The 26,410-nt window shown below is 55.9% G+C and carries 23 protein-coding genes and 1 rRNA gene; 18 read left to right on the top strand and 6 right to left on the bottom strand.

The genetic code is table 11. From position 1 onward, the window contains the following. Positions 1-137 precede the first annotated feature (137 nt). Positions 138-1,651 (bottom strand): 16S ribosomal RNA (locus OGM67_00635). Positions 1,652-2,004: 353 nt separating this feature from the next. Here OGM67_00635 and OGM67_00630 point away from each other — a divergent pair. From OGM67_00630 to OGM67_00610, 5 genes are all read left to right on the top strand, one after another. Then, the gene (locus OGM67_00630) at positions 2,005-2,301 is read left to right on the top strand and encodes a hypothetical protein (GenBank protein UYJ34891.1); all 297 of its coding nucleotides are present in this window, start codon (positions 2,005-2,007) and stop codon (positions 2,299-2,301) included. A gap of 136 nt (positions 2,302-2,437) precedes the next feature. Then, a complete protein-coding gene (locus OGM67_00625) occupies positions 2,438-3,064 on the top strand; it encodes a replication protein (protein UYJ34890.1) in 627 nt (208 codons plus the stop codon). Positions 3,065-3,167: 103 nt separating this feature from the next. Continuing rightward, the gene (locus tag OGM67_00620) at positions 3,168-3,377 is read left to right on the top strand and encodes a hypothetical protein (GenBank protein UYJ34889.1); all 210 of its coding nucleotides are present in this window, start codon (positions 3,168-3,170) and stop codon (positions 3,375-3,377) included. 8 nt (positions 3,378-3,385) lie between these two features. Then, positions 3,386-3,610: a hypothetical protein gene (locus OGM67_00615; protein UYJ34888.1), complete on the top strand. Its 225-nt coding sequence runs from the start codon at positions 3,386-3,388 to the stop codon at positions 3,608-3,610. Positions 3,611-3,667: 57 nt separating this feature from the next. Further along, on the top strand, positions 3,668-3,880 hold the full coding sequence (locus OGM67_00610) for a hypothetical protein (GenBank protein UYJ34887.1): 213 nt from the start codon (positions 3,668-3,670) through the stop codon (positions 3,878-3,880). Between the two features lie 198 nt (positions 3,881-4,078). On the opposite strand, the gene OGM67_00605 is transcribed toward OGM67_00610, so the two are convergent. Continuing rightward, the gene (locus tag OGM67_00605; GenBank protein ID UYJ34886.1) at positions 4,079-4,219 is read right to left on the bottom strand and encodes a hypothetical protein; all 141 of its coding nucleotides are present in this window, start codon (positions 4,217-4,219) and stop codon (positions 4,079-4,081) included. A 27-nt stretch (positions 4,220-4,246) separates the two neighbouring features. Between OGM67_00605 and OGM67_00600 the strand changes: the two genes are divergently transcribed. The 6 genes from OGM67_00600 to OGM67_00575 all read left to right on the top strand — a co-directional run bounded on the left by OGM67_00600 (position 4,247) and on the right by OGM67_00575 (position 9,991). Beyond that, positions 4,247-6,235 (top strand): hypothetical protein, encoded by a 1,989-nt coding sequence (locus OGM67_00600; GenBank protein ID UYJ34885.1) that lies wholly within the window; start codon positions 4,247-4,249, stop codon positions 6,233-6,235. Positions 6,236-6,239: 4 nt separating this feature from the next. Then, positions 6,240-6,617: a hypothetical protein gene (locus OGM67_00595; GenBank protein UYJ34884.1), complete on the top strand. Its 378-nt coding sequence runs from the start codon at positions 6,240-6,242 to the stop codon at positions 6,615-6,617. A 162-nt stretch (positions 6,618-6,779) separates the two neighbouring features. After that, a complete protein-coding gene (locus OGM67_00590) occupies positions 6,780-7,292 on the top strand; it encodes a hypothetical protein (GenBank protein UYJ34883.1) in 513 nt (170 codons plus the stop codon). A 9-nt stretch (positions 7,293-7,301) separates the two neighbouring features. Beyond that, positions 7,302-7,478 carry a hypothetical protein gene (locus OGM67_00585; GenBank protein UYJ34882.1) on the top strand — a complete coding sequence of 59 codons (177 nt, stop codon included), beginning with the start codon at positions 7,302-7,304 and terminating at the stop codon, positions 7,476-7,478. Beyond that, positions 7,478-8,383 (top strand): hypothetical protein, encoded by a 906-nt coding sequence (locus OGM67_00580; protein UYJ34881.1) that lies wholly within the window; start codon positions 7,478-7,480, stop codon positions 8,381-8,383. Before OGM67_00585 ends, OGM67_00580 begins: the two co-directional genes overlap by 1 nt. Before the next feature lie 540 nt (positions 8,384-8,923). After that, positions 8,924-9,991 (top strand): IS30 family transposase, encoded by a 1,068-nt coding sequence (locus OGM67_00575; GenBank protein UYJ34880.1) that lies wholly within the window; start codon positions 8,924-8,926, stop codon positions 9,989-9,991. A gap of 940 nt (positions 9,992-10,931) precedes the next feature. Here OGM67_00575 and OGM67_00570 read toward each other — a convergent pair. Together OGM67_00570 and OGM67_00565 are read right to left on the bottom strand one after the other, a co-directional pair. Then, positions 10,932-12,422 carry a DUF1846 domain-containing protein gene (locus tag OGM67_00570; GenBank protein UYJ34879.1) on the bottom strand — a complete coding sequence of 497 codons (1,491 nt, stop codon included), beginning with the start codon at positions 12,420-12,422 and terminating at the stop codon, positions 10,932-10,934. 66 nt (positions 12,423-12,488) lie between these two features. Next, positions 12,489-12,632 carry a hypothetical protein gene (locus OGM67_00565; protein UYJ34878.1) on the bottom strand — a complete coding sequence of 48 codons (144 nt, stop codon included), beginning with the start codon at positions 12,630-12,632 and terminating at the stop codon, positions 12,489-12,491. 58 nt (positions 12,633-12,690) lie between these two features. On the opposite strand from OGM67_00565, the gene OGM67_00560 reads away from it, so the two are divergent. The 3 genes from OGM67_00560 (at position 12,691) to OGM67_00550 (ending at position 15,943) form a co-directional block, all read left to right on the top strand. Continuing rightward, positions 12,691-14,586, top strand: a complete 1,896-nt coding sequence (locus OGM67_00560; protein ID UYJ34877.1) for a peptidoglycan-binding protein — start codon at positions 12,691-12,693, stop codon at positions 14,584-14,586. Positions 14,587-14,589: 3 nt separating this feature from the next. Next, entirely contained in the window at positions 14,590-15,279 is a 690-nt protein-coding gene (locus OGM67_00555; GenBank protein UYJ34876.1) for a peptidoglycan-binding protein, read from the top strand. 88 nt (positions 15,280-15,367) lie between these two features. Beyond that, positions 15,368-15,943, top strand: a complete 576-nt coding sequence (locus OGM67_00550) for a nitroreductase family protein (GenBank protein ID UYJ34875.1) — start codon at positions 15,368-15,370, stop codon at positions 15,941-15,943. 76 nt (positions 15,944-16,019) lie between these two features. Here OGM67_00550 and OGM67_00545 read toward each other — a convergent pair whose 3' ends face one another. Further along, a complete protein-coding gene (locus tag OGM67_00545) occupies positions 16,020-17,588 on the bottom strand; it encodes an alpha-amylase family glycosyl hydrolase (protein ID UYJ34874.1) in 1,569 nt (522 codons plus the stop codon). A 379-nt stretch (positions 17,589-17,967) separates the two neighbouring features. Here OGM67_00545 and OGM67_00540 point away from each other — a divergent pair, with 379 nt between their 5' ends. The 4 genes from OGM67_00540 to OGM67_00525 all read left to right on the top strand — a co-directional run bounded on the left by OGM67_00540 (position 17,968) and on the right by OGM67_00525 (position 22,426). Continuing rightward, entirely contained in the window at positions 17,968-19,698 is a 1,731-nt protein-coding gene (locus tag OGM67_00540) for a carbon starvation protein A (GenBank protein UYJ34873.1), read from the top strand. A gap of 184 nt (positions 19,699-19,882) precedes the next feature. Beyond that, positions 19,883-20,788 (top strand): transporter substrate-binding domain-containing protein, encoded by a 906-nt coding sequence (locus OGM67_00535; GenBank protein UYJ34872.1) that lies wholly within the window; start codon positions 19,883-19,885, stop codon positions 20,786-20,788. An 80-nt stretch (positions 20,789-20,868) separates the two neighbouring features. Beyond that, positions 20,869-21,693, top strand: a complete 825-nt coding sequence (locus tag OGM67_00530) for an amino acid ABC transporter permease (protein UYJ34871.1) — start codon at positions 20,869-20,871, stop codon at positions 21,691-21,693. Next, entirely contained in the window at positions 21,686-22,426 is a 741-nt protein-coding gene (locus tag OGM67_00525; GenBank protein ID UYJ34870.1) for an amino acid ABC transporter ATP-binding protein, read from the top strand. Before OGM67_00530 ends, OGM67_00525 begins: the two co-directional genes overlap by 8 nt. A gap of 492 nt (positions 22,427-22,918) precedes the next feature. Here the strand turns inward: OGM67_00525 and OGM67_00520 are convergent, their stop codons facing one another. Next, a complete protein-coding gene (locus OGM67_00520; GenBank protein ID UYJ34869.1) occupies positions 22,919-26,407 on the bottom strand; it encodes a UvrD-helicase domain-containing protein in 3,489 nt (1,162 codons plus the stop codon). Positions 26,408-26,410: the final 3 nt, after the last annotated feature.

Here is a 26,410-nt window from a genome sequence, read left to right as displayed (position 1 = left end):
CGTTTCGGGTTTCGCTGTCCCTTATGCTTTTTGAAGATCTTGCTTTACGCAAGGCCTTCAAAATTGAACAATACTGAAACTTGCTTTCCTGTCCATTCAACCAAAGACCAGCTTTAGCTGAATGTCTGACTCCCTAGAAAGGAGGTGATCCAGCCGCACCTTCCGATACGGCTACCTTGTTACGACTTCACCCCAATCACCAGTTTTACCTTCGGCGGCGTCCTCCTTGCGGTTAGACTACCGACTTCGGGTCCCCCCGGCTCTCATGGTGTGACGGGCGGTGTGTACAAGGCCCGGGAACGTATTCACCGCGGCATGCTGATCCGCGATTACTAGCAATTCCGACTTCATGCAGGCGAGTTGCAGCCTGCAATCTGAACTGAGACGTTGTTTTTGAGTTTTGCTCCACCTCGCGGTCTTGCTTCTCTTTGTTAAACGCCATTGTAGTACGTGTGTAGCCCAGGTCATAAAGGGCATGATGATTTGACGTCATCCCCACCTTCCTCCGTTTTGTCAACGGCAGTCTCGCCAGAGTCCTCTTTCGTAGTAACTGGCAATAAGGGTTGCGCTCGTTGCGGGACTTAACCCAACATCTCACGACACGAGCTGACGACAACCATGCACCACCTGTCTCGATGTCCCGAAGGACTTCACGCATCTCTGCGCTATGCATCGGATGTCAAGACCTGGTAAGGTTCTTCGCGTTGCTTCGAATTAAACCACATACTCCACTGCTTGTGCGGGCCCCCGTCAATTCCTTTGAGTTTCAACCTTGCGGTCGTACTCCCCAGGTGGATTACTTATTGTGTTAACTGCGGCACTGAAGGGGTCAATCCTCCAACACCTAGTAATCATCGTTTACGGCATGGACTACCAGGGTATCTAATCCTGTTTGCTACCCATGCTTTCGAGCCTCAGCGTCAGTTGGTGCCCAGTAGGTCGCCTTCGCCACTGGTGTTCCTCCCGATATCTACGCATTCCACCGCTACACCGGGAATTCCACCTACCTCTGCACTACTCAAGGCCAGCAGTTTTGAAAGCAATTTATGGGTTGAGCCCATAGTTTTCACTTCCAACTTGCCGGTCCGCCTGCGCTCCCTTTACACCCAGTAATTCCGGACAACGCTTGCACCCTACGTTTTACCGCGGCTGCTGGCACGTAGTTAGCCGGTGCTTTCTTGTTAGGTACCGTCATTATCGTCCCTAACGACAGGAGTTTACAATCCGAAAACCTTCTTCCTCCACGCGGCGTCGCTGCATCAGGGTTTCCCCCATTGTGCAATATCCCCCACTGCTGCCTCCCGTAGGAGTCTGGGCCGTGTCTCAGTCCCAATGTGGCCGTTCAACCTCTCAGTCCGGCTACCAATCGTCGCCTTGGTGGGCCGTTACCTCACCAACTAGCTAATTGGACGCGAGTCCATCCTGAAGCGAATAAATCCTTTTCCCGCAGATCCATGCGGATCCGTGGGCTTATGCGGTATTAGCAGTCGTTTCCAACTGTTGTCCCCCACTCCAGGGCAGGTTACTCACGCGTTACTCACCCGTTCGCCACTAAGTCAAGAAAAGCAAGCTCCTCTTAACTCCGTTCGACTTGCATGTGTTAGGCGCGCCGCCAGCGTTCGTCCTGAGCCAGGATCAAACTCTTTATAAATGGTATTTAATCGCCATTTAAAAGCGTTAAATCTCTGTAATCACTCAGACACAATCGCTTGCGTCCTGTATGAATTACTTGTAAATTTGGAATTGATTAACGTGGGTTTCCAAACCCACGATCAAGGTTCCACAAGTTTCAGTTTTGTTCAATTTTCAAGGTCCTGCTGTGCTGTCGCGTCTCCGTGACAGCTTGTATATTATATATCAATTCCTCAAGATTGTCAAGAGGTTTTCTGAAAGTTTTTTGAAGAAGTTCCGTTGTAGACTAAACGCATCACCTAACCGAGGTGATTTAAATACACAGAGACATAAGAAAAGCAGTCTCTAAAGTAAAAAAGGGAGGTCTACAAAATGAAGTACACTGTATTGGCAACCGAACACCGCGAAGGTTCTTTTACCGCTAAGTCTGGCAAAGATGCCGGACAGGTCAAAAATTACAATTTTTTCCGTCTGCATTGCGTGAAGAAAAACCGTGAGAACGTCGGCGGCGTTGAGGTGTTGCAGGTTCGTGCCACTCCCGACATTTACGCCCAGCTGGTCGCCGAGTGCGGCGGCAAGGAAACTGACATTCTGAACCGCAAACTTGATTTTGAGGTTCTGAAAGTCTACGAGAATTACATCCTCAAGGATTTCGAGGTCGTGGAGTAACGAGGTACAGCCCTATGGAGATGCACCCGCCACCACCACGACCCCCACCATAACCGCCAAACTGTGAACGTCGGTTTGGCTCTCCACGGCGCTACGTCCGTGGAGAGCCAAAAGCCAAGCCAAAACGAAAACAGAGGTGGTTAAAGTGGCAGACTCCCCAAAAGCTTATCAATTCATTTTCACGCTATACCCCGAAAGCCAGCAATATGCAATCGACTATGTAAAAGAACACTGGTCGTGCGCATGGGCTTTGCACGATAAAGATACCTACGATGCCGATGACTTGAAAGAGTACGCAAAAGACCACGGCGGCGATTGCCCGCCGTGGAATGTGGGAGACCTCAAAAAGCCCCACGTTCATTTTGTGGTACGCTTCAAAAATCAACGCTATGCAAGCGGCGTTGCGAAGGAACTGCGAAACAAAGCCTTTTGTAGTGTGAGCAACACGGCAATTCGCAGATGCTTCAATCTCTATAAATCCTATGTGTATCTCTGGCATGAAAACGAAGATGATAAATACAAGTACGACCCCGACATAGTAGGCTTGCACGACTTCGACCCGCCCGCACAAAATGAGGGCGTGAGCGAGGAAGAGCAGGTTGCCACTATGTTCGATATGCCGAAGTGCCACTCCGTCAAGGAGTTGGCACGCTGGGCATATGATAACGGCTGTTGGTCTACATTCCGCAAAAACTACAACCTCTGGAAAGACATTTGGCAGGAAACCGTGAAAGGTCGTGCGGATTATGTCGATTTGGATTGACGCTTGCCATCAGCCTTTCGAGGTTATAGACGGCGTTACCCACGTCCGCCCTTGCCCCTGCTATTACTGCAACGACTGTCCGAACGCAACACTAGATTGCAAGATGGGCAAACAGTATTGTGTGTACGACAGCTACAAAAAGAAGAACATTCCTACACCGTTCCGCTTTGAACTGCTGGATATCGTACATTACCTACATATACCGCAGGTCTACACGCGCTGTGCAGGGTGCCTCTTTCGCCTAAAGCATGAATACTACAATATCTGCGAGGTTCGCCCCTTTAAAGAAGTTGTAGAAGATTTACCCTTTTGAGGTGCAATATGCGTATCACGCAAAAATCACTTATCGACTATAACCAGATTGACGGCTATATTCAAGTTCAAAAGTTTGTCGGAGAACGCAATACCGCTGCACAGCTTTTCAACATGAAGCAAGATATGAATATGCTGTTTGGCCGTCTCGCTGCCAACTATTCTTTGCTCGTTTCTGTTTTTGAGGACAAGTCAATTAAAGTCGAAATTGTTCCTCATGATTACAAGTTGTAACGCAAGCCCCTCAAGCTGCGATTACATATAATTTTTGAAGAAAGGAGTAGCAACTTTATGAACACTGTTCTTCTCGCTGGTGATGGTGTTGAGGTTGCAAAGACCGCTGTGGACGCTGTTATCACTGCTATGAGTGATGTGTTTACCCTGTCCGGTAACATCATCACCCAGATTACCGGTCAGCCCATCCTGCTGTTCTGTCTGGCGGCAAGTCTGGTGCCTGTTGGCATCGGCATTTTCCGTTCTCTCATGAATGTCGCTCGCGGCTAATGGCCCTGCGGGGGCGGGTTTTACCCGCTCCCGCATTTTTTTGTTTCTACCCTCCGAGGTTTTATATATGATTAAAAACTATCGTCTTATTGCAATTCGCCGTTTCTGTTCCCGGATTGCTTGCGGTAGACTTTCGCAACTGTACGCGCAAGCGTTCTACATTCCCAGAAAATAAAAAAGCCGCCAGCGGCGGCGGGTTTAGTGGAAGATTTTAAATAGTAGCCATGCAATCAGGCTTATGTTGGCGATAAGTCCAACAGGCCAGAAAATCATTGTTCCCAACATTCCCAAAACTACCCATATTACAATCTTTAGCCGTTCTCTGTTCTGTTCCGTCATTCACAACTTCTCCTTTCGGTGGTGTCTATGAAAAAGCGTCTTGTATCTATAATTTTAACTGTATTTTTGGTTTTGTCAATGATGCCTTTTGCGGCTTTCGCTGATAACGCCATCGTTTGCCCTGCCTGTGGTGGCTCTGTTACAAAACAGGAGCGCAGACTTCTTGCTGCACATTCGGATTTTTATAAATGCAGTAAATGCGGAAAATGGGCATATTTAAATGCTCCGGGTGGATTAAAACTCTTTTCGGTTGGTGACCAGCAAATTCTTGATGCAGCTGATGCAAACGCAATTCTGAATTTTTCGTTCAATAACGGTCACTTAATTCCAGCCGAAAAAGCCCCCTCCGGCATTGGCCGCAAAGACCTGCCGGGTTACGCCGATGATAACGGTACACCTTCAATAAACACATCTGGCGTTCTCCAAATGGTTGTAGAGCCTTACTGCATAACTAATCTTGCTAACTACAGTTCTGGTGGCTCTTCAGGAAGTTCCTTTGAATCCAATTTAGGGGAAATCGTATATGGCAAGTCCGTTCTTTTTGGCTCCACTGGCTCCGGAGATGAGCTAAAATCCACTGTATTAACCTATCAAGGGCTTGGCAAATATAATTGCCCGTTTTCTGTGTATAAGGCGGTTGCGCCTGTTGCTGGAAATTACTATCTTGCAGCAGGTACTTATTTGCATACATCTGTAAAAATTATTGAGACAGCTTGGAAAACATACGAGCAAACGGCCGAGCTTAGCAGCACACGTAACTATCAAATCGGTGCGAATACTAATCAAACATTTTATTTTTATTTCAAATTTATTAACCAATTTAGTGGCGGGCCGTACCGTTATCAGATGTATCCCATCACCGTTTATTGCGACCCTCTGGATGCTTCCAGCATTACCACCATTAATAATATCACCATCAATAATAACAATTACTCCCAGACATGGAACGGCAATATCTACGTAGACAACTCTAACAATCTAACCTACATCTACCCCCAGTACACCACCATCAACGAAAAGAACGAAACTGTAACCAATATCAGCACCAATCCCATTATCTACAATAACGAGACCAAGCAATACTATACCTACGACCAGACCACGAAGAATTACTACTACATAACCTATAACGCACCGTCACCCTCTCCCACTCCTGCACCTACATGGACACCGGGCGGCGGTGCTACTCGTGGCGGTGGCGTTGGTCGTCATCCGTCCGACACTGACGCGGCAGACTGGACGCTTCATTACTACGTTCTGAATAACCGCCGCTATGATGCCTACTACGCTCTCAAAAAGACCGAGGTAGACACCGATACTAAATTGCCGTGGGTAGACAACAAAAAGTACATTTCCACTACACAGATACCCATAGCCAACGGACAGTATACCGTATCTGTGCCGGATGGTGTATACTGGCGCGTATGGTCGTGGGATGAAGCAAGCCAAACCCTAACAGGTGTGAATAGTTCCAACTGGCACAGCACTATAAACAACTTCCTGTTTAACGCAACAGGTGAGTACATTTTCGAGTTCTGCAAGGCAGATGGTAGCGACTTCGATACCGCCAAGGATGTAACCTTAAAACTGAAAAACGACAAAATTACCAAGTACGAGGACGGCGGTACAATCGTTGAAGAACCTACACCCTCGCCCAGTCCTGAACCTACGGAAACACCCTCGCCTACAGAACCGCCCACGCATACCGCAACACCTAACCCCGGTGGTGGTACAGTACCTACGCCGGGCGGTGATTCTGGCGGCGGTAACTCTGGTAGTAGTGATTCCGGCTGGAATCCTTTTAAGTGGCTAACCGACCTTTTAAAAGATATTGTCGAAACCATCCTTAAAGGTCTGTGGAAACTTCTAACCAGCATTTTCGGCTTTATCCTCTGGCTGTTGTCCCTGCTGTTCAAGCTGTTCCCGTGGATGCCTAATAGCGGTATTCTCGCGCTGTGTGCTGGCGTGGTTGTCGTTACTGTTATTCGCATAATCAAATTTATTACAGGTAGGTGATACCATGAAAAAAGTAATAGTCCTGCTGGCTCTGCTCTGCTGTATGGTATGCTCTGCCGTGCCTGTGTTCGCGGATGCCGCCCCCGGTGGCGTTGGTCGTGACGATGTACTCAACGGAGATTTCAGCACCGCCGAAACTGCACAATCTGGCGATGATCTAAAAGACGCTTTTAACGAGTACGGCGGCAAACTGCCCAGCATTATAGACGAGGTAAAACAAGGATGGGAAGAAGTATTTTCTGGTTTGGCAGGCGTGTTAAAATTTCTCGCCGACACCATCGGCGGCATTTTCGCTATCTTGCCCGCAAGCTATTCCGTGTATATCGTGATGCTGTGTTTGTGTATCGCTGTTTCGGCTATTATTAAAGTTCTTACGGAGTGACGCCCTATGTTTATGGAATTTATGCAGAAAATTGGAGAATTGCTCTCCTTAAAAATCAACTTCTATGGTGCTTCGTTTAGCATCTTCGACTTTGCAATCTGGTATCTGTTCGCAACGCTGGTTATCTGGATTGTAAAACAACTGCTGTTTTGAGGTGCGCTCATGTTAAAGGATAATTTCAACAAATTCTGCTTGGCCGTTATCGCGCTGCTCGTGCTGCTCTCGCTGCTCTTTACCATCCGGGCCAGTGCAGAAGAATACACTGCTCCCGAGGATGCAGCAGGATCATCGCAAGATGTTCCTGCTGCGGAAGAACACCCGGTAACACAGGTGCAAGGCGTTCAGACCTACGATCCTACTCTTTATGACAAGCTGGATAAGCTGCAAGAATCTGTGGACGCTCTGACGGCGGCTGTCGCGCCCTCTGACGACTCCAATGGTGTAGACGATGAAGTACCTGCACAAGACCCTACTCCCGACTACACTACCCAGATTTCGGGCATTTCCAATCAGCTTGAAATACTTACACAACAGGCTACCGCTGAAACTGCCGGGCCTAGCGCATTTGAAAAGCCGTTTGAGGAGTATTCCACTATTGAAGCAATCGGCCTTTTAGCCTTTGTTGCCTTTAGTTTGGCGTTCTTTGTAGCGGCTATCAAAATCTTCATTTTTTGAGGTGAAAACATGGCATCTTTATTTTACGACCTGCTGACGTTCTTCGGCATCAGTACCACCGCCCCGCAAAACCTCGGTGAATTGTTTCCGTGGTTGCTTTCTATCCTTGTCGCTCTGACCTTATTTCTGTTCGTTTTCGGCATGATTAAGGATTTTGTACATACGTTTGGACGAGGTAAATTCTAATGGTGTACTTGCTCATTATCGCGTTCTGCTTCGCGCTGGCACTTTCCCGCATTGTGCGTTGCATCGTGTTCCACCCTGTTAAAAATATCTATTACTGCATTAAAGATTTGTACTGGTATATTCTGCATAAGGGCTGGAATAAGTGCCCTGTTGGTGCGCTCGATATTTACTGCGGTTACTTCGGCTCCGGTAAAACCTTGTCTCTCGTTCATAAGGTGATTGGCCTGTATAATCGGTATGATGATAAAATCGTATGGTGTGAACGCCGTAAAAAGTTTGTCACACAGAAAATTAAGGTGCTGTCAAATGTAGACCTGTCGATTCCCTACGAACACCTAGACAGTCTCGCGCAAGTAGTCAACGCGGCAAAAATCAATCGCAGTATTGACGATGCAAACGACACTCTCACAGTAACGATTGTCGCAATGGATGAACTGTCGGTGCAGATGAACAGCCGCAGTTTTAAAGATAACTTTAACGCCTATTTCCTCAACACCCTGCTAACGTGCCGGCATAGCTATATTAGCATTTACGGTTCAGCCCAACGTTTCCAGCACGTCGATAAACTTATGCGCGACGTTACCCACACTGTCATACAGTGCAAAAAAGTCTGGCGTTTCCAGCTTTGGTCTAGCTACGATGCGTGGGAAATGGAGAACGCAACCAACGCCGAAATGATTAAACCGCTTCGCCGTGGTCTGTGGTTCGTCCATGATGAAGATTACCACGCCTACGATACCCTCGCAATCGTGGACAATCTCAAGAAAAAATTTGAGGATGGCGACATTCTGACGGATGCCGAAATCATCAATAACCAAGCCCCTGCCGGTCCTCTCGGTCTGGAAGTGACTACTAATCCTACCGCAAAAGCTAAACGCCGTATGCAAACCGCGGTGAAAAAGTAAAAAGCGGCAAGCGCAAAAGCGGGGCGCGGGGCTATTGCCCCCGCCCTGCTTGCGCTTGCCCGTTTGCTTTATCTTATAGATTTGTAAAAACTGTGCAGACCTTGTATCTTGTGAGAACGACGGCCCCGACCGAGTTAATTGCAGCGCCTGCGCGGGTGCAACTTTTCCATAGTAGAAACTTTTATCGCGCAAAGGCAAGAGTAGAGCTTTACGGCAGCTGCTATTTTTCTCTCTATTTGCTTTAGCGCCGTCCGCACTACTTTGCCTTGTTACCAACATTGCATGGCAAGAGAGTGCGAGAAGTTCCCCTAGTTGCGGTTATCGCTATATCTTGTTTGCCCTTTAGTTGCATATCGTTCCTTGCGCCGTGCTAGCACGGCGCTTTTTTGGTGTAAAAGTCAAGGGTAGGGGTGGAGATTTTTTTGCGGATCAGGCGCAGCGGAGCAAGCCTGTTCCGCGAAAAAATACTACCCCGACCTTTACTTTTATACCAAAAAAAATAAAATTTTAGTAGAACCAACCGAGAGGAGAACAAAAAGGATGTATGTAGAACCACGACCAAAAGGACGACATTTTAGACCAGATGATAGAATAGCAATACAAGCCCTGTATAAAGCTGGACATTCTCAAAGAGAAATTGCAAAAGAAATAGGTTGTTCTCAATCTTCCATCAGTAGAGAATTGAAAAAGGGAAAAGTACAGCAATTAGACGGTGCAACATATATTTTCTATTATACCTACGATGCTAGCACCGCCCAAAGATATGCAGAATACCAGTATACTGCGCACAGTAACGGTCTGAAAATCGGCAATAACCACAACTATGTAAATGCAATAGCCGAGTGTATATCAATGGGATATAGCCCCTACGCCGCAATAGAAAAAGTCGGCAACACCTACGGTGTAAAGGTCACCAAGCAAACCATGTACCGCTACATTGCCGAGGGTCTTATCCCACATACAACCTATAAAAATCTTCCAGTAGGACACCGCAAAAAGCGCAAAAAACAAGTACAATCAACTATGCGTTCAAAGAGTTTAAACCATCGCAGCATTGACCGCCGCTCAAAAGTTATATTGACCCGCGACAGCTTTGGACATTGGGAAATAGATAGCATTATAGGAACATCCGAGGGTAGAAACGAATCTTGCCTAGTAATGACAGAACGCCAGACTAGAGAAGAAATAGTAATCAAGGTAGAAGATAAAACTGCCGATGCTACTACAAAAGCAATGCAACATCTAAAGCAAACATTCGGAGATGACTTTAACAAAATTTTCTTCACCATCACCCTAGACAACGGTTCAGAATTTGCAAATCAAAACGCCTTTGACGCGCTGGGCGTTCCCGCGTTCTACTGCCATCCCGGACACCCATACGAGCGCGGCAGTAACGAAAACAACAACAAACTCTTGCGCCGCCACTTTCCCAAGGGTCAGAGCATGAAACACAAAACACAGTACCACGCCACACAAGCGCAACACTTCGTAAACGGCTACCCGCGCGAAATGTTTGACGGAAGATGTAGTAACGACCTGTTCAGAGAACAGCTAGAACTAATAAACTTGAGCGACAAACAAAGAATTTATAATTTCTTTAATATTTAAAAAAGACAGCGGTTTACCGCTGTCCTCCTTAATCGTAAGTTCCGCGAACGCGGACGCATTGCGCATGGCATTAGGCGCGTTTAAATCCGTCGGAGACACCTTTATAGTTTTTCTGGTGGAGAGCAACCAAAAAGACAGAGTATCACCGCGCTGGCGCGGCGATACCCAAAAGACGCTCACCAACAGAAAAACAAACTTTGCCTAGTCGCAATGTGAGCGAAAGAGACTGATAGAACAGATGCCCAGTTTTTCAAGCGTCTGTTTTATCGGTCTATTCGCGTTGTGCAAGTTGCACAGTTTTCCCCGCCACTTTGCCCGATTTCCGCTACCGTCCTTGTGTACTTTGCTGAATTATCCGTTTGGGTATTGACTTTAGGAAAGTTTTTTGAAGAAGTTTTCTTCAAAAAACGCGTACAAGCTGTTGATAGAAGGGCTTGCCGCGGCTCCCGCCGCGGGACAGTTTGCTTATTATAGCAAGTGGTCATACTTTTGTCAATGGGGTTTTTCGGTTTTTTTGACAAATTTTGAGAGGGATTTTTGGGCAAGGTGCATGTTGGGGATTTGCTGTGCGATGGCCACAAGCTGTAGTATCGGGTAGGTTGCGGGCCGGGCATGCCCGGCCCCTACAGGGTGGCGGTGGGTTAGGTTGGTGGTATTGGCGTGGTGCGCGGGCGGCATGTATGCCGCCCCTACAGGTGAACCGTTGGGTGAGTGATGGCGTTGGGTGCGCGGGCGGCATGTATGCCGCCCCTACGGTTTTATGTTGAACGGGATGTAATGGCAAGCCTGCGGGCCGGGCATGCCCGGCCCCTACAGGGTGCTGGGTTAGGTTGGTGGTATGGGTGAGGTGGGCGGGTTGATTCCCTTATAACATGTAACAGCAAAGGGAGAGGTTTTCCCTCTCCCTTTGGCTTACTATATATGTATATAAAACTATCGCTTATCTTTTATGGTACATGCGGTCATCCTCTTCGTAGGTGGGGTCGCAGGTCAGATACATGCCCAACTTTTTCAGGGTATCGGCATCGACGCTGGAGAGGATGACGGTGGAATGGATATCGCAGCCCTTCAGATTGGGGATCTGCTCCATCGCCTTGGCGGCGTACTCGTTTTCCGAGGCAGAGCTGGAGAGTGCGATCAGGATCTCGTCAGTATGCAGGCGGGGGTTTTTGCTGCCGAGGTAGGTCGTTTTCAGCGTCTGGATCGGTTCGATCGCATGGGCAGACACTAGATCGATCTCCTGATCGATGCCCGCAAGCTTTTTCAGTGCGTTCAGCAGCGCGGAGGAGGCCGCACCAAGCAGCGGGCCGTTTTTGCCTACCACGATCGTGCCGTCCGCCAGCTCGATGGCGGCGGCAGGCTGGCCGCCGGTCGCATCGGAGCAGGCATGGGCGCGCTTCTCGACTGCGCGCTCCCCGAGCGCAATGCCGGCCTGATTCATCAGCAGTTCCAGCTTGAAGCGCTCCTGCTTCACCACACCGCTCGCCTTCTGGTCGCACAGGCACTTGAAATAGCGGCGGACAATCTCGTTCAGCGATGCCTCGCGGCAGACATCATCATCAATAATGCAGTTGCCCGCCATATTGACGCCCATATCCGTGGGTGAGCGATAAGGGCTTTTACCGGCGATCAGCTCAAACATGGCATTGACCACCGGGAAGATCTCGACATCGCGGTTATAATTAACGGTCGTTTTTCCGTAAGCCTCAAGATGGAACGGGTCGATCATATTGACATCGTTCAGATCGGCGGTGGCGGCCTCGTAGGCAAGGTTGACCGGGTGCTTGAGCGGCAGGTTCCAGATGGGGAAGGTCTCAAACTTGGCATATCCTGCCTTGACACCGCGCTTATACTCATGGTACAGCTGAGACAGACAGACCGCCATCTTACCGCTGCCGGGGCCGGGGGCCGTGATGACCACCAGCGGGCGTTCGGTCTCGATATAATCATTCTTGCCGTAGCCATCGTCACTGACAATGTGGTTCACATCGTTGGGGTAGCCGGGGATCTTATAGTGGCGGAAGGTGCGGATGCCCAGACCGTTGAGCTTCTGCTCAAAGGCCGTGACCTCGGGCGCATCGGTAAACTTTGTCACGCAGACGCTGCCCACAAACAGGCCGACCCCCTGAAAGGCATCAATCAGGCGCAGCACATCAACATCATAGGTAATGCCGTAGTCGCCGCGCATCTTGTTGGCCACGATATCCTCGGCGCTGATGACAATGACGACCTCCGCCTGATCCTTGAGCTGCAGCAGCATCTGCAGCTTGGAGTCGGGCTGGAAACCCGGCAGCACGCGGGACGCATGGTAGTCATCGAACAGCTTGCCGCCAAATTCCAGATAGAGCTTATTGTCAAACTGAGCGATACGCTCCCGGATATGGGCAGACTGCATCGCAAGATATTTATCGTTGTCAAATCCGATCCTCATCTATATTCCCCTTTTTCCTATGCTTTAACCAATGTCCTACATGGATTTAGTATAGCATTTTTTTCGTCAGCTTGCAACGGTCTTTTGCAGCAGGGGCACACCTTCCTGGCCGGAGGAGGCCCTGCGCGCCAACATACTGGCCCAGATCAGTCTGGCGCTGAACCGCATCTGGACTGAGTGGTACCCCAGCCGCGGGTACAGCTTCAACATAACAGGCTCGCCGGGGTACGATCAGGCCTATGTCAAGGGGCGCACCGTGTTCGCCGTCATGGAGCGCCTTACCGCCGAATTATTCAACACCTATGTGCAGCGCAGCGGTGATGCCGAACCCTACTACACCGAATACTGCGATGGGCGTACCGTCACCTGCCCCGGCATGAAGCAGTGGGGCACGGTCGAGCGGGCCAAGGAGGGCAAGAACGCCCTGCAGATCCTGCGGTATTACTACGGCAAGCGGGTACAGCTGGTCACAACGGACCACATTGCATCCATACCGTCCAGCTATCCGGGCAGTCCGCTGCGCCGCGGCAGCAGCGGGACCAATGTGCGCATCCTGCAAAAGCAGCTGTCCCGCATTGCGAAGGACTACCCCTCCTTCGGCAAGCCGGTGGTGAACGGCGTCTTTGACGAGGCCACCGAGCGCAGCGTCAAGCGCTTTCAGAAGCAGTTCGGTCTGACCGCCGATGGCGTGGTGGGCCGTGCCACCTGGTATAAAATCAGCTTTATCTATGTGAGCGTCAAGGATCTTGCCGAGCTGACCAGCGAGGGCGAGACCGCCGAGGGCACGCAGACCACCGGCGGTTGGCCGGGCACAGTCCTGCGGCGCGGGTCGAGCGGCAGCGCCGTGGAGCAGGTGCAGTTCTGGCTTTCCGATCTTGCACAGTTTGATTCCGCGCTGCCGCGCGTCACGGTGGACGGCCGCTACGGGGCAGCGACCGAGCGCGCCGTGCAGGCGTTCCAGAAAAAACAGGGCCTGACGGCGGACGGCGCAGTCGGGCAGCGCACCTGGAATGCACTTTACGCCGCTTGGGTGGACGCGCAGAGCGACCTTGGCGGCACCGCATGGCCCGGCACAGTGCTGCGGCGGGGCGACAAGGGCATGGAGGTGCGGCTGGTGCAGTTCTGGCTGCGGCTGGCTGCGGACAACTACCGCGCACTGCACACCATAGCGGTGGACGGCAGCTTCGGCGCCGCCACCGTCAGCGCTGTGCAGGCGTTTCAGAGTGTTTTCGGGCTGACGGCCGATGGCACAGTGGGCCGTGCGACATGGAACAAGCTGAAGGAGGTCGGCTTGGCGGTCGCAAACAGGCTCGTGGACGCAGACATTGCCCCGGGGCAGTTCACGGTCACCACGCGGGAGGGCAGCAGCGGGACCGCCGTGCGGGCTGTGCAGTATTATCTGCGCCGGCTCGCTGCCTACTACAGCGATATTCCAACCGTGACAGTGGATGGGCGCTTCGGCGCAGCAACAGCGCGGGCCGTCAGGGCATGGCAAGCGCGGGCCGGGCTGCCTGTGGACGGTGTGGTGGGGCGGCTGACATGGCAAAGCCTGTATGATGCCGCCGCAGCACTGGACAGCAGCGGCCCCGTGGTGCGCATGATCCGGCTGCCTGCCCCTGCCGCTGCGCTGCGCCCCGGTGACAGCGGCGCAGAGGTGCTGCGACTGAGCCGGATGCTGCTATTTCTGGGCCAGTGGATTCCCGAGATCAACCTGCCTGAGAGCGACACGCCGACCAGCACCTTTGACCCTGCGCTGGAGACCGCCGTGCGCAGTGCCCAACGGTATTTCGGGCTGACCGAGACAGGCATTGTGACCGCCGCGGACTGGACGGTGCTGCGCGAGGCCGCCGAGCGGCTGCTGGCTGCCAACCCCGCCGGAGCCAGCCCCAAGCCCGGTGGCGTATGGCCCGCCGGGGCGTTGGCGCTGGGCAGTGCTGCACCTGCCGTACTGCAGGTGCAGCGTTGGTTGAACATCATTGCCGCCGCCAACCAGACCGCCGATTTTGTACCCGAGACAGGCATCCTTGGGCCGGAAACTGCGTCCGCGCTGGAAAGCTACCAGCTGACCGCCGGGCTGCAGACGCTTGGCATCGTGGACGCCGACACATGGGAAAGCCTGCGTCTGGCTGCGCAGGGGCTTTGCCGCGAATGTAAGGAGGCATAAGCCATGGCAAGAGTTTACATCTATGATTCCTACGATAACAAGTTCTTCCGCTACAATTTGAGCGAAAACGACCCGATGCCCTACAGCACCGGCACGACCCTGCGGGTGCGGGAATTCCGCGGCTCAAGCAAATCCAATGTGCTGTGGACCACCACCGCTGCCATGGAGGCATGGAACCTGACACGCCGTACCTACGGCAGCGGCATTCCGGTGGGGTACGCCTTCAAGCGGATCTGGGAGGGCGGCCACGGCACCACCAGCCAGCACTACGCGGGTGTCGCCTTTGATGTCGGGCAGCGCAGCACCGCCGCCGAGCGCCGCAAGATCTACCGGGCCGCTGTTCGCAGCGGAGCGTGGGGCTATGTGGAGCCTACATCGATGACGCCGACCTGGGTACACTTTGACCGGCGGTACGGCAAGCCCGCCTGCGCGGGCACCACGGCCGGTTACCCCACTTTGCGGCGCGGAAGCCGCAGCACCTATGTACTGATCCTGCAGGATGCCCTGAACGCACTGGGCTATTCGACCAACACGCTGGACGGCATCTTCGGCCATGCGACAGAAAGCGCACTGAAGGCCTGCCAGCGGCGGTTCGGTCTGCGGGCGGACGGCATCTGCGGCTGTGCAACATGGAAAAAGATCGCCGGTGCCACGGTGGGTATCGGCCGCACGGCAACCGTCATTGACAAATAAGGCATTGCACTGCGGCAGCCGCGGTTGTATACTGTAGGCAGAACTCTGCCCGCTGCCGGGCCTTTATAAAGTAAGGAAGTGCTCTGAAATGGATATGATGGAATTTTTGCGCACCCGCCGCACCTACCGCCGCTTTGACCAACGCCCCATTGCACCGGAGATCCTGACCGAGGCCATTGATGCCGCCCGGCTGGCAAGCTGTGGTGCCAACCGCCAGACTGTGCGGTATATCCTTGTGCAGAGCGCCCGCGCCGTGTCCGCCGTGCAGCCGCTGGTCCATTGGGCCGCCTACCTGCCGCCCGAACAGGGCGTGCCGAAGCCCGATGAGCAGCCGACTGCCTTCATCGCCGTTTTGCAGGACACCCGCCTGCCGGGCTGCAGCGATGTGGATGTAGGGCTGGCACTGGGCAGCCTGACCGCCGCTGCCTGGGCCCACGGCGTGGGCAGCTGCATCATGGGGGCCATCGACCGCCCGGCGCTGACCGAGCTGCTGGCCCTGCCCGAGGGGCTGCGCCTGTGCTATATGGTGGCGCTGGGATACCCCGCCCACAAAAGCCGCGTGGTAACGATGCAGGACAGCAGCGTGAAATATTATCTGGACGAAAACCGTGACTACTGCGTGCCGAAGCGCAGCATGGCCGAGGTGCTGCTGAAAACGATGTAAAAGTAAAAATCGCAGTCCCGATGATGAAATCGGGGCTGCGATTTTTTGTATCCGTCAGAAGCGGCGTCTTTCAGCCTTATCCCAAAATAGCAAAGCTCTGTGCGCCCAGGGACAGCGTGTCGTTGACGATTTCCGCCTTGCCGATCGTGTACTGAATTTTCAGATCCTCGGCCAGCTCCAGCGGCAGCTCGATGGAGACACCCGCCGGGTTGACGGCGCAGATCAGATCGCCGCGCTGCCAGACGAACGGGCGGTAGTCGCCCTTCGCCTTGGGTGCGTACAGCACCTTGAACGGCGCGTCTGCGTTCAGGTCAGCGTGTGCATGACGGAAAGCCAGCAGCGACTTCACGCTGTTCAGCAGGCTGTCGGGGTCGTCCGCCTGAGCGGCCACGGTGGGCGCATCGGCGGCAGTGTCCACAGGCAGATAGATATCCTGTGCGTCGGCGGTGGAGAAGCCGTGGTTGGCCGTGTCGTCCCACTGCATCGGCGTGCGGGAGCCCGTGCGGAAGTAGCCGCCCTCCTTGGTGGGCAGCGGCAGATAGCGCATACCGATCTCGTCACCGTAGTAGACGAACGGCGCACCGGGCAGCGTGAAAATTGTCGCGTAGGCCAGCCGCAGCTCGTCAGTCGTCAGGCCCGCCGAGGGGCGGATCGTGTCATGGTTGCAGGTGATGAAGCACCACAGACCATCCTTGTGGGTGGCCTTGTAGGCCGGCAGATACTCGTCCAGGAATTTGTCAATGCCGGTGCCGGAGTTCTTGCAGAAGTACGCCTTGCCGATGTTGTGCGGGTTCGAGTCCATCGCACCGTCATAGTTGCGCATGAGCCAGTTGTAGCCGTTGCCCTGCCAATTGAGATAAAAGTCCATATCAAAGCCGTTTTTCAGCGACATGCGCGGGCCGTTCCACTCGGCGATGAGCGCGGCCTCGGGGTACTCGACATCCAGCATATCCCGGATATTGCGCCAGATTTTGCAGGTGTACTTTTTGTTCTTAGTGTCATTCTTTACAAGGCTCGACGCCATATCGACGCGGAAGCCGTCGCAGCCCATGTCCAGCCAGAATCGCATGACGTCCTTCATGGCCTCCACCGTTGCCACGCAGGCGGGGTCGTTGGTGGGCTTCTGCCACTTCTGGTTGATCTTTCCATAGCCGTAGTTCAGCGCGGGCTGGCACTTGAAGAAGTTCAGGATATACGTGCCGTTGCGTTCGGTCTCGCCGCCGATGAACGGCATACCGTCGCCGGAGGCAAAGCAGGAATCCGTCCAGATAAAGCGGTCCGAGTATTCGTTGTGCCCGGGCTTGCAGCTGGCCTTGAACCACGGGTGCTCTTCGCTCGTGTGGCCGGGCACCAGGTCGAACAGCACACGGATGCCCTTCTCATGCGCGGCCCTGAACAGCGCGGCGGCGTCCTCGTTCGTGCCGTAGCGCGGGGCGATCTTTTTGTAGTCGCGCACATCATAGCCCGCATCCTTGAACGGCGAATCAAAGCAGGGGTTGATCCAGAGGGCATTGCAGCCCAGGTCCCTGATATAGTCGAGCTTGGCAATAATGCCTTGCAAATCACCGATGCCATCGCCGTTGGTATCGTAGAAGCTCTGGGGGTAGATTTCATAGAACACTGCGTCTTTCAGCCACTGTTTCATGAGATGTCTCCTTTACTATAATAGACAGATAGAATATCCACGGCAGCCCGCAGGGCGCATTTCCTGTGCGCTCGGGAGGTTTTCCCCGCCGCGCACGGCCACGGGCGGATATGGAATCCGCCCCTACGGCGCTCCCTGTCAGTTTGCCGCTTCACGAGCATGGAAATGTTTCATCCGTTTCTACCCCTATACTATCCCCTCCTTCTCCCTTTGTCAACGCAGCAAAGCAGACAAAACAAACCACAAATTTTCTACATTTTGCACCGAAAATCAGCATATTGCTATTTTGTGAACAATGTGTTGACAAACAAAGAACATCGCAGTAAAGTAAAGTGCACAAGCGATTGTAAAATCTATTAGGAAAGAGGGATTCATTCAAATGAATACGCTTGTAATCGTTCTGATTGCCGCGGTCGTTCTGGTATGTGCGTACGCCGGATACGGTCGTTGGCTCGCCAAGACCTGGGGTGTTGACCCCGACGCCAAGACTCCTGCTGTGCGGCTGGAGGATGGCAAGGATTATGTTCCCACCAACGGCTGGACGGTGTTTGCACACCAGTTCTCCTCCATTGCCGGTGCCGGCCCTGTTACCGGTGCCATTCAGGCTGCGGCCTTCGGCTGGCTGCCTGTGCTGCTCTGGGTGCTGATCGGCGGCGTCTTCTTCGGCGCTGTCACTGACTTCGGCGCTCTGTATGCTTCCGTCAAGAACGACGGCAAATCCATGGGGCTGCTGATCGAGAAGTACATCGGCAAGACCGGCCGCAAGCTGTTCCTGCTGTTCTGCTGGCTGTTCTGCGGCATCGTCATTGCTGCCTTTGCAGACATGGTTGCCGGCACCTTCAACGCCTTTGACGCTGACGGCGCACAGGTCGAGGCCGCCTTCACCAACGGTGCGGCCGGCATGGTCTCCATCATGTTCATGGTGTTCGCCGTTGTGTTCGGTTTCATCCAGAAGAAGTTCAACTTCTCCGGCTGGCGCGAGGCCGTCATCGGCATCGTCTTTATCGTCCTGTCCTTTGCCATCGGCATGAACTGCCCGCTGGTGTTCGGCAAGGCCGCATGGAGCTATATCACCTTCGTTTACATCTTCTTTGCCGCGGTTCTGCCGATGTGGATGCTCAAGCAGCCCCGCGACTATATGACCACTTTTATGTTCGGCGCAATGATCGCCGGTGCTGTCATCGGCCTGCTGGTTGCCCACCCCACGATGAACCTGCCCGTCTTTACCGGCTTCAACAATGCCAAACTGGGCACCATGTTCCCCATCCTCTTTGTCACGGTTGCCTGCGGTGCTGTTTCCGGCTTCCACAGCCTGGTTTCCTCCGGCACCTCCTCCAAGACCGTTGAGAATGAGAAGGATATGCTCAAGGTCGGCTACGGCGCCATGGTTCTTGAGAGCCTGCTGGCTGTCCTCGCCCTGTGTGTTGCCGGTGCTGCCGCCGCTGCAGACGGCACCCCCGCCACCGGTACCCCGTTCCAGATCTTCAGCCGCGGCGTTGCCGGTTTCTTTGAGATGTTCGGCGTGCCCGTTTCGATTGCCACTGTCTTTATGACGATGTGCGTTTCCGCGCTGGCACTGACCAGTCTGGACGCCGTGGCCCGCATCGGCCGCATGAGCTTTCAGGAGCTGTTCAGTGTCGATGATATGGAGCATGCAGAGGGCTGGCGCAAGCTGTGCTGCAATGTCTACTTCTCCACCTTCATCACGCTGGTGTTCGGCTTTATCCTGACTCAGATCGGCTATGCCAACATCTGGCCGCTGTTCGGCTCCGCCAACCAGCTGCTCAGTGCGCTGGTTCTGGCTACCCTGTGCGTCTTCCTCAAGGTCACGGGCCGCAACAACAAGATGCTCTTCCCGCCGCTGGTCATCATGCTCTGCGTCACCTTCACCGCACTGGTGCAGCGCCTGATTGCGATGGTCAAGGCTATCTCCGCCGCTGCGTCCACCGCCATCCCTGCCGGTGAGACCACATGGGGCGCTGTCTTTATCGCCAACGGCCTGCAGCTGATCCTTGCGGTGCTGCTGATCGTGCTGGGCCTGAACATCGTGTTCCACAGCGTCAAGAGCTACACCACCTGCGATGCGCCCGAAGCAAAAGCCACTGTTTGAGTGTAATCGGCACTTGACAAACCGGCTCCTATAGAGTAATATTTATACATAGCCGCAAGGGCGCGGCCGCACGCTGCGCTATCCGGCAAAATCATGCTTCAAGCTCCGGTATCCGCAATCAGGACGCCGGGGCTTTTTGCATGAATATGAGGGAAACACTTATAAAGGTAAAGGAGAGTTCAAGATGAAGCTCAAGAAAATGCTTGCCCTGACCATGGCCGCTGTGCTGGCCGCCGGTCTGACCGCCTGCGGCTCCAGCGCCGACACCTCCGCCGCCCCTGCTGCTGAGAGCACTGCGGCCACTGCGGATGCTGCCGGTGCCCCGGACGGCGACGGCGACCCCACCACCCTGACCGTTGCGATGGAGTGCGCTTACGCCCCCTACAACTGGACCCAAAGCGACGATTCCAACGGTGCCGTTGCGATTCGCGGCTCCAGCGACTACGCCTACGGCTACGATGTCATGATGGCCAAGAAGATCGGCGAGGCACTGGGCCAGCAGGTCCAGATCGTCAAGCTGGACTGGGACAGCCTGATTCCCGCCGTCATGAGCGGCGATGTGGACTGCGTCATCGCTGGTCAGTCCATCACGGCTGAGCGCGCTGCACAGGTCGATTTCAGCAACCCTTACTACTACGCCTCGATCGTCACCCTGACGAAGAAGGACAGCGCCTACGCCAATGCGGCGAGCGTGGCCGATCTGGCCGGTGCGACCGCTACCAGCCAGCTGGGCACCATCTGGTATGACACCTGCCTGCCCCAGATCGAGAACGCCAACATCCTGCCCGCGCAGGAGACCGCGCCCGCCATGCTGGTGGCCCTGAACAGCGGTGCCTGCGACATCGTTGTCACCGACCGCCCCACCGCGCAGGCCGCGCTGGTCGCCTACCCCGACTTCACGCTGCTGGATTTCGGCGGCGGCGACAATGACTTCAAGGTCAGCGAGGAGGACATCAACATCGGCATCTCGATGAAGAAGGGCAACACCGCCCTGCAGAGTGCCATCAACGAGGTCCTGTCCACAATGACCGCTGATGATTACAACGCCATGATGGACGACGCCATCAGCGTTCAGCCCCTGAGCGAGTAATTTTGCCCGCCTGCCCCTGCCGTTTTGTGCGGCAGGGGCTTCGGTGTTGGTAAAGTGAAGAAATCACAAAGGAGAATTTCATGCAAGACTTTTTCACAAACTGTGCCACAGTGCTGCAGAAGTACGGCTTTTCGTATCTGCGCGGCGCGGGCACGACCCTGCTGCTGGCGCTGGTCGGCACATTTTTCGGCTGCCTGATCGGCTTTGCGGTCGGCGCACTGCAGACCATCCCCATCGACAAGCAGCGCGACCCGGCGTGGAAGCGTGTGCTGCTGAAAATCCTGCACATCTTCCTGCGCTGCTATGTGGAACTGTTCCGCGGTACGCCGATGATCGTGCAGGCCGTGTTCATCTACTACGGTCTTTTGCAGGTGTTCGGCATCAAGATGGGCATGTGGCAGGCAGGCTTCTTCATCGTTTCCATCAACACCGGTGCCTATATGGCGGAGACAGTCCGCGGCGGCATCGTGTCCATTGACCCGGGCCAGACCGAGGGTGCCAAGGCCATCGGCATGAACCACTGGCAGACGATGCTCCATGTCATTCTGCCGCAGGCGCTGCGCAACATCATCCCGCAGATCGGCAACAACTTCATCATCAACATCAAGGACACCTCGGTGCTGTCGGTCATCTCGATCACCGATTTGTTCTTTGTCCACAAGAGCGTGGTCGGCGCGCTGTACACCTACTTTGAGAGCGCTGCCATCGTCATGGTCATCTACCTGACGATGACCCTGTTCGCCAGCTACCTGCTGCGCCTGTGGGAGAAAGCGCTGGACGGCCCGCAGAACTATGACCTGAACACGACCGACTCGCTGGCCTACACCAGCGGCATGTACAACGCCCCGGACCCGAACCATGAGTCCCAGAATCTGGATATGAAGGGAGGCGCAGCCCATGTCTGAGCCTGTTATTGAGGTACGCCACCTTTCCAAGAGCTTCGGCACCCATGTCGTTCTGCGCGATGTGGATTTCACCGTCAACCCCGGCGATGTCACCTGCATCATCGGTGCGTCCGGCAGCGGCAAATCGACCCTGCTGCGCTGCATCAACCTGCTGGAGACCCCCACGAACGGCAAGGTGCTGTTCCACGGCAACGACATCACGGCCAAGGGCAGCGACCCGTGCGCCTACCGCGCCAAGGTGGGCATGGTGTTCCAGAGCTTCAACCTTTTCAACAATATGACGGTGCTGGACAACTGCACGGCGGGTCTGCGCTATGTGCTGCACATGGACAAGGAGGCCGCCGAGCGCACCGCACTGGACAATCTGGAGAAGGTCGGCATGGCGCCCTATATCCATGCCAAGCCGCGCCAGCTTTCCGGCGGGCAGAAGCAGCGTGTGGCGATTGCCCGCGCGCTGGCCATGCAGCCCGAGGTACTGCTGTTTGACGAGCCGACCTCCGCGCTGGACCCCCAGATGGTGGGCGAGGTGCTGGCCGTCATGCGCCAGCTGGCCAAGGAGGGGCTGACAATGCTTGTCGTCACCCATGAGATGGCCTTTGCCCGCGATGTATCTACCCATGTAGTCTACATGGCGGACGGCGTCATCTGTGAGGAGGGCACCCCCGCCGACATCTTTGAGCGCCCGCAGAACCCCAAGACCGTTGAGTTCCTGAGCCGGTTCCGGCAGGCGTAACAGCATAAAAAACGACCGATGGTGCAAAAGCCATCGGTCGTTTTTTTGTTATGGAGCAGTAAAAATATGGTTGCGGGGCGTCGAGGACGCCGCCCCTATAACTAAAGGATAAAGGAGTTCTAAAGGCACAGTGCGGCGGCCTGAGGACAGGCCGCCCTACAACTGTAGGCATACGGGGGCAAGGGAGGGCTGCAGCCTTCCCCTGACGGCGCGGGCGGAGCAGAGCCCCGCCCCTACGCACATCCCATTCCCACTGCGGGGGTTCGGGGGAACACCCGAATTTAAGGTGGAGGAAGGCTCGGCGGCGTTAAGAACGGACAGTAATACTGCGTCCGTTTAGCCGCCGAGACTTCCGACTTCCGCTTTGGGGTTCCTAGGGGCGTGCAGCCCCTAGGTCGCGGGTCCGCTCCGTCGAAAGAGCGGCAATTTTCTTTGGTTCTTTCTTTTGTTGGCAAAAGAAAGAACACCTCTCGGGAGGATGCCGTTCATCCTTTAGCCAAGCGGCACATCAATCTCATCTCCGATGGCAAAGCTGTAGATCGTCAGCTTCGTCACCGGCACGCTCAGCCGCTGGGCAAACGCCCGGCGGTAAAGCCGCAGCTGGGCGGCGTATTCGTCAATATAATACTGCGCATCGCGGCTGCGGTCGGTCTTATAGTCAAGGATCTCGGCATGCTCGTCAAACACCAGCACCAAGTCGGCAATGCCCTGCACCAGCACCTCGGCCCCGGCGGCGCTCCCCTGCCCTGCGGCGGGGGTGATGTCGGCGGCGGGCAGCGCCGTGATGAACGGCTCCTCGCGCAGGATGCGGCGGGCCAGCCGGATTCGCCGCCAGACCGCGCTGTCAAAGAAGGGGCGCACGGCGTCCAGATCCAGCTTGTCTGCCAGTGCAGCGTCCAGCAGCTGCAGCCTAGTCTGCCGCTGCACCTCGGCCGCAAGATCGGGGGCCGGGCCGTCAAAGGGCACACTCTGCATAAAGGCGTGGATGGCGGTGCCGCGCTCGGCGCCGGTCATGCCGCTTTTTTGCAGAAAGGCCGGGCGTTCCAGGGCAACCGGGCGGGCGGCGTGGGCCACCGCGCTGACGCTGACCTTGGCGGGGACCTTTTCGAGCGCGGCGCGGGGGCTTTGCCACGCAAAGCTGGCCTGCAGCTGCGCCACCAGCGCGGGATCTGCCGCAGCGGCGGGCGGCGCAGACGGCTGCTCCGTCTGCTCGGGCAGGGGCAGCAGCCGAATGTCCAGCGGCACACCGGTTTTGCGGTGGTGCGGCAGAAAGTTCGTGCGCGCCCAAAGCGCATCGCTGCCCGGGTGCAGCATTGCAGCGGTCAGCAGCCACCCGGCCCAGCTGCCCATGCCGCGCATCGACTCCGGGCCGGTGGCCTCGGCTGCGGCGCAGAGGGCGGGCAGCTTCAGCGCGCTGTCGGTTCGTTTGAGCGGCACCGTGATGATCAGCGCATCCTGCGCGCGGGTCAGCGCAACATACAGCACACGCATCTCCTCGCTCAAGGTCTCGGTGCGGATGGCCTGCGCCAGCGCCGCATAGGGCAGCGTTTTAAACCGCTTGGCCGCCCGCGGCGCACGCAGCATGACGCCCACGCCAAGGCGGCTGTGGGTCAGCACCGGCCGCACAGCGTCGCTCTGGTTGAACTGGTGGGCCGTGTCTGCCACAAAAACGACCGGAAATTCCAGCCCCTTGGAGCGGTGTACCGTCATGATGGAAACACAGCCGGGGCGGGTCTGTCCGCCTGCGCTCTGGTTCAGTCCGCCGTTGTGGGCGGCAGCGTCCATCGCGCGTATCAGCGCGGGCAGCCCCGCGCGCCCTGCCCCGGCAGCCCACGCTGTAAAGCTGAGCAGATCCTCGCGGCAGCGCAGGCCGTCAGGCAGCGCACCCACGGCGGCAAGATAGCCGGTGCGGGCCAGCAGCTCCCCGAGCAGTTCCTCCACCGGCAGAGTGCGGGCGAGACGGCGGTACTCGGCCAGCGCCTCGGTAAAGGGGGCAAACCGCGCCTGCTCCCCGCCAAGGACCGCCCCGTACAGACTGCCGTTGGGCCTTGCACGGCGCAGCGCAACAAGGTCGTCCGCCGTGTAGGGGAACATCGGACTCAGCAGCACAGCTGCCAGCGGAATATCCTGCGCCGGGTTGTCGATAACACGCAGCAGCGCCGCAAAGGGTCGGATATGCGGCTCATCAAGCAGATCGGCGGCGGAATCCGCAAAGACCGGGATGCCCGCCGTGCGCAGCGCACCCTCATAATCGGCAAAGCCCTTGCGGCCGCGCAGCAGGATGCAGAAGTCCTCATACCGGCAGGGGCGCACCCCCTCCTTGCCGCGCACGGCAAAGCCGGTTTTGACCATCTCGGCGATGCGCCCGGCAATGACAGCGGCATCGCCCGCGGTATCGGCCCCGTCAATGACATTGATCTCGCACAGGCCCTGATAGGCGGCGCTTTTATCCCCGCCCACGACAAGCCGCTGGCCGTCCCCATAGGGTACACCGCCCAGCCCCTGCGTGAAAAACACCTCAAACAGATAGTTGATGCCTGCGATCACGCCGGGTGCACTGCGGAAGTTCGCATCCAGCGCCAGCGTGGCAGGGCTTGGGGCCGGCTGCGGGTGGGGCTTCCACTGCTGCTGCTTGCCCACAAAGATACCGGGGTCCGCCAGACGGAACCGGTAGATGCTCTGCTTGATGTCGCCCACGAAGAAAAGGTTGTCCGCTTCGGGGCGGGCCAGCGCAAAGTAGATAGCGTCCTGCAGGGCGTTTGTATCCTGATACTCGTCCACCAGCACCGCCGTGTAGCGGCTGCTGACCGTGCGGCACAGCGGTGTGCGCTCGTTGCGCTCATTGACGAGCAGATCGAGCGTCAGATGCTCATAATCCGCGTAGTCCAGCACCTTTTCAGCACATTTCGCAGCAAAGCAGTTGTCGGCAAAGGTCTGCGTTACCCGCACAAGAGCTGCCACCAGCGGCGCAGCGCGGCGGCGGTCGGCGGCAAATTCCTCAGCCGTGCAGAGCAGTGCATCCCGGCGCAGGCTTTCAAGCTGCTTTTTTGCACGGTCGCGCAGCTCGGACGCAGCGGCAGCGGACTGGTTTGCGTCCTTGCCGCCCTTGATGCGCCCCGCCGCACGCCAGCCCGACAGAACCAGCTCAAGCGCCGACAGGCATTTGTCCCAATCGCCCTGCTCCAGATGGTAGCAGAGGTTCTCGACCCGGGCGGCATCATCAAGCATGACGGCCGTGTAGGCGGCATCGGCCTTTTCGTCCCGCGCTGCAATGGCTGCGCCGCTGTCCAGCAGCGCCTTGACGCCCTGCGCCCGGGCCAGCGCGATGCCCAACAGCTCACGGCCCCATTCGGTCTGCTGCGGCGGGGCCTCCTGCTGCCACATTTCGGCAAACGCAGTCAGCGATGCCGCCGGGTGGGGCAATGCCCGGGTAAAGTGATAGAGGTCGAGGACTGCATCCCCGGCCGTGCTGTCGGTACGGCCCCGGTCGTACAGGTCGGCAAAGGCGCGGAAGTCGGCGTCCTGATAGGCGGTCTCCAGCGTGGCGGCCAATGTTTCCTGCTCAATGCGGGCAAGGTCGGCCTCCTCGGCGGTCGTAAAGTCAGGGGGTACATCGAGCATGGCAAAATGCTGCTGCACAAAATGCAGGCAAAAGGCATCCACCGTGCCGATGGACGCGCGCTGCAAAAGCAGCTGCTGGCGGCGCAGGTTGGTATTGCCGGGGTGGGCGCGCACCTCCTGCGCAAGGCGGGCCGTGATGTCAGCCCGCAGCTTGGCCGCCGCCGCATTGGTGAAGGTCATGATCAGCAGCGAATCGGCATCCGCCGGGTGCTCAGGGTCTGTGATAAGCCCCACCACGCGCTCGACCAGCACACGGGTCTTGCCCGAGCCGGCAGCCGCCGACACCAGCAGGCTGCCGCCCCGTGCCCTGATGGCAGCCGCCTGCGCCGGGGTGAATTGTATCTTGGGTTGTTCTGGCATGGG

Source organism: Oscillospiraceae bacterium, assembly GCA_025757985.1.
Classification (GTDB): Bacteria; Bacillota; Clostridia; order Oscillospirales; family Ruminococcaceae; genus Gemmiger.
Note: the sequence above shows the minus strand (reverse complement) of the source record. Positions and strands in the feature narration are given on the sequence as shown.

Bases quoted from the DNA above. Each gene is read 5' to 3' on its own strand.
- OGM67_00595 (UYJ34884.1), top strand. From the start codon at position 6,240: ATGAAAAAAGTAATAGTCCTGCTGGCTCTGCTCTGCTGTATGGTATGC.
- OGM67_00600 (UYJ34885.1), top strand. From the start codon at position 4,247: ATGAAAAAGCGTCTTGTATCTATAATTTTAACTGTATTTTTGGTTTTG.
- OGM67_00550 (UYJ34875.1), top strand. From the start codon at position 15,368: ATGGATATGATGGAATTTTTGCGCACCCGCCGCACCTACCGCCGCTTT.
- OGM67_00520 (UYJ34869.1), bottom strand. From the start codon at position 26,407: ATGCCAGAACAACCCAAGATACAATTCACCCCGGCGCAGGCGGCTGCC.
- OGM67_00560 (UYJ34877.1), top strand. From the start codon at position 12,691: ATGGAGCGCCTTACCGCCGAATTATTCAACACCTATGTGCAGCGCAGC.
- OGM67_00535 (UYJ34872.1), top strand. From the start codon at position 19,883: ATGAAGCTCAAGAAAATGCTTGCCCTGACCATGGCCGCTGTGCTGGCC.
- OGM67_00615 (UYJ34888.1), top strand. From the start codon at position 3,386: ATGCGTATCACGCAAAAATCACTTATCGACTATAACCAGATTGACGGC.
- OGM67_00630 (UYJ34891.1), top strand. From the start codon at position 2,005: ATGAAGTACACTGTATTGGCAACCGAACACCGCGAAGGTTCTTTTACC.
- OGM67_00555 (UYJ34876.1), top strand. From the start codon at position 14,590: ATGGCAAGAGTTTACATCTATGATTCCTACGATAACAAGTTCTTCCGC.
- OGM67_00585 (UYJ34882.1), top strand. From the start codon at position 7,302: ATGGCATCTTTATTTTACGACCTGCTGACGTTCTTCGGCATCAGTACC.
- OGM67_00530 (UYJ34871.1), top strand. From the start codon at position 20,869: ATGCAAGACTTTTTCACAAACTGTGCCACAGTGCTGCAGAAGTACGGC.
- OGM67_00580 (UYJ34881.1), top strand. From the start codon at position 7,478: ATGGTGTACTTGCTCATTATCGCGTTCTGCTTCGCGCTGGCACTTTCC.
- OGM67_00575 (UYJ34880.1), top strand. From the start codon at position 8,924: ATGTATGTAGAACCACGACCAAAAGGACGACATTTTAGACCAGATGAT.
- OGM67_00610 (UYJ34887.1), top strand. From the start codon at position 3,668: ATGAACACTGTTCTTCTCGCTGGTGATGGTGTTGAGGTTGCAAAGACC.
- OGM67_00545 (UYJ34874.1), bottom strand. From the start codon at position 17,588: ATGAAACAGTGGCTGAAAGACGCAGTGTTCTATGAAATCTACCCCCAG.
- OGM67_00620 (UYJ34889.1), top strand. From the start codon at position 3,168: ATGGGCAAACAGTATTGTGTGTACGACAGCTACAAAAAGAAGAACATT.
- OGM67_00605 (UYJ34886.1), bottom strand. From the start codon at position 4,219: ATGACGGAACAGAACAGAGAACGGCTAAAGATTGTAATATGGGTAGTT.
- OGM67_00590 (UYJ34883.1), top strand. From the start codon at position 6,780: ATGTTAAAGGATAATTTCAACAAATTCTGCTTGGCCGTTATCGCGCTG.
- OGM67_00540 (UYJ34873.1), top strand. From the start codon at position 17,968: ATGAATACGCTTGTAATCGTTCTGATTGCCGCGGTCGTTCTGGTATGT.
- OGM67_00565 (UYJ34878.1), bottom strand. From the start codon at position 12,632: ATGTTGAAGCTGTACCCGCGGCTGGGGTACCACTCAGTCCAGATGCGG.
- OGM67_00525 (UYJ34870.1), top strand. From the start codon at position 21,686: ATGTCTGAGCCTGTTATTGAGGTACGCCACCTTTCCAAGAGCTTCGGC.
- OGM67_00570 (UYJ34879.1), bottom strand. From the start codon at position 12,422: ATGAGGATCGGATTTGACAACGATAAATATCTTGCGATGCAGTCTGCC.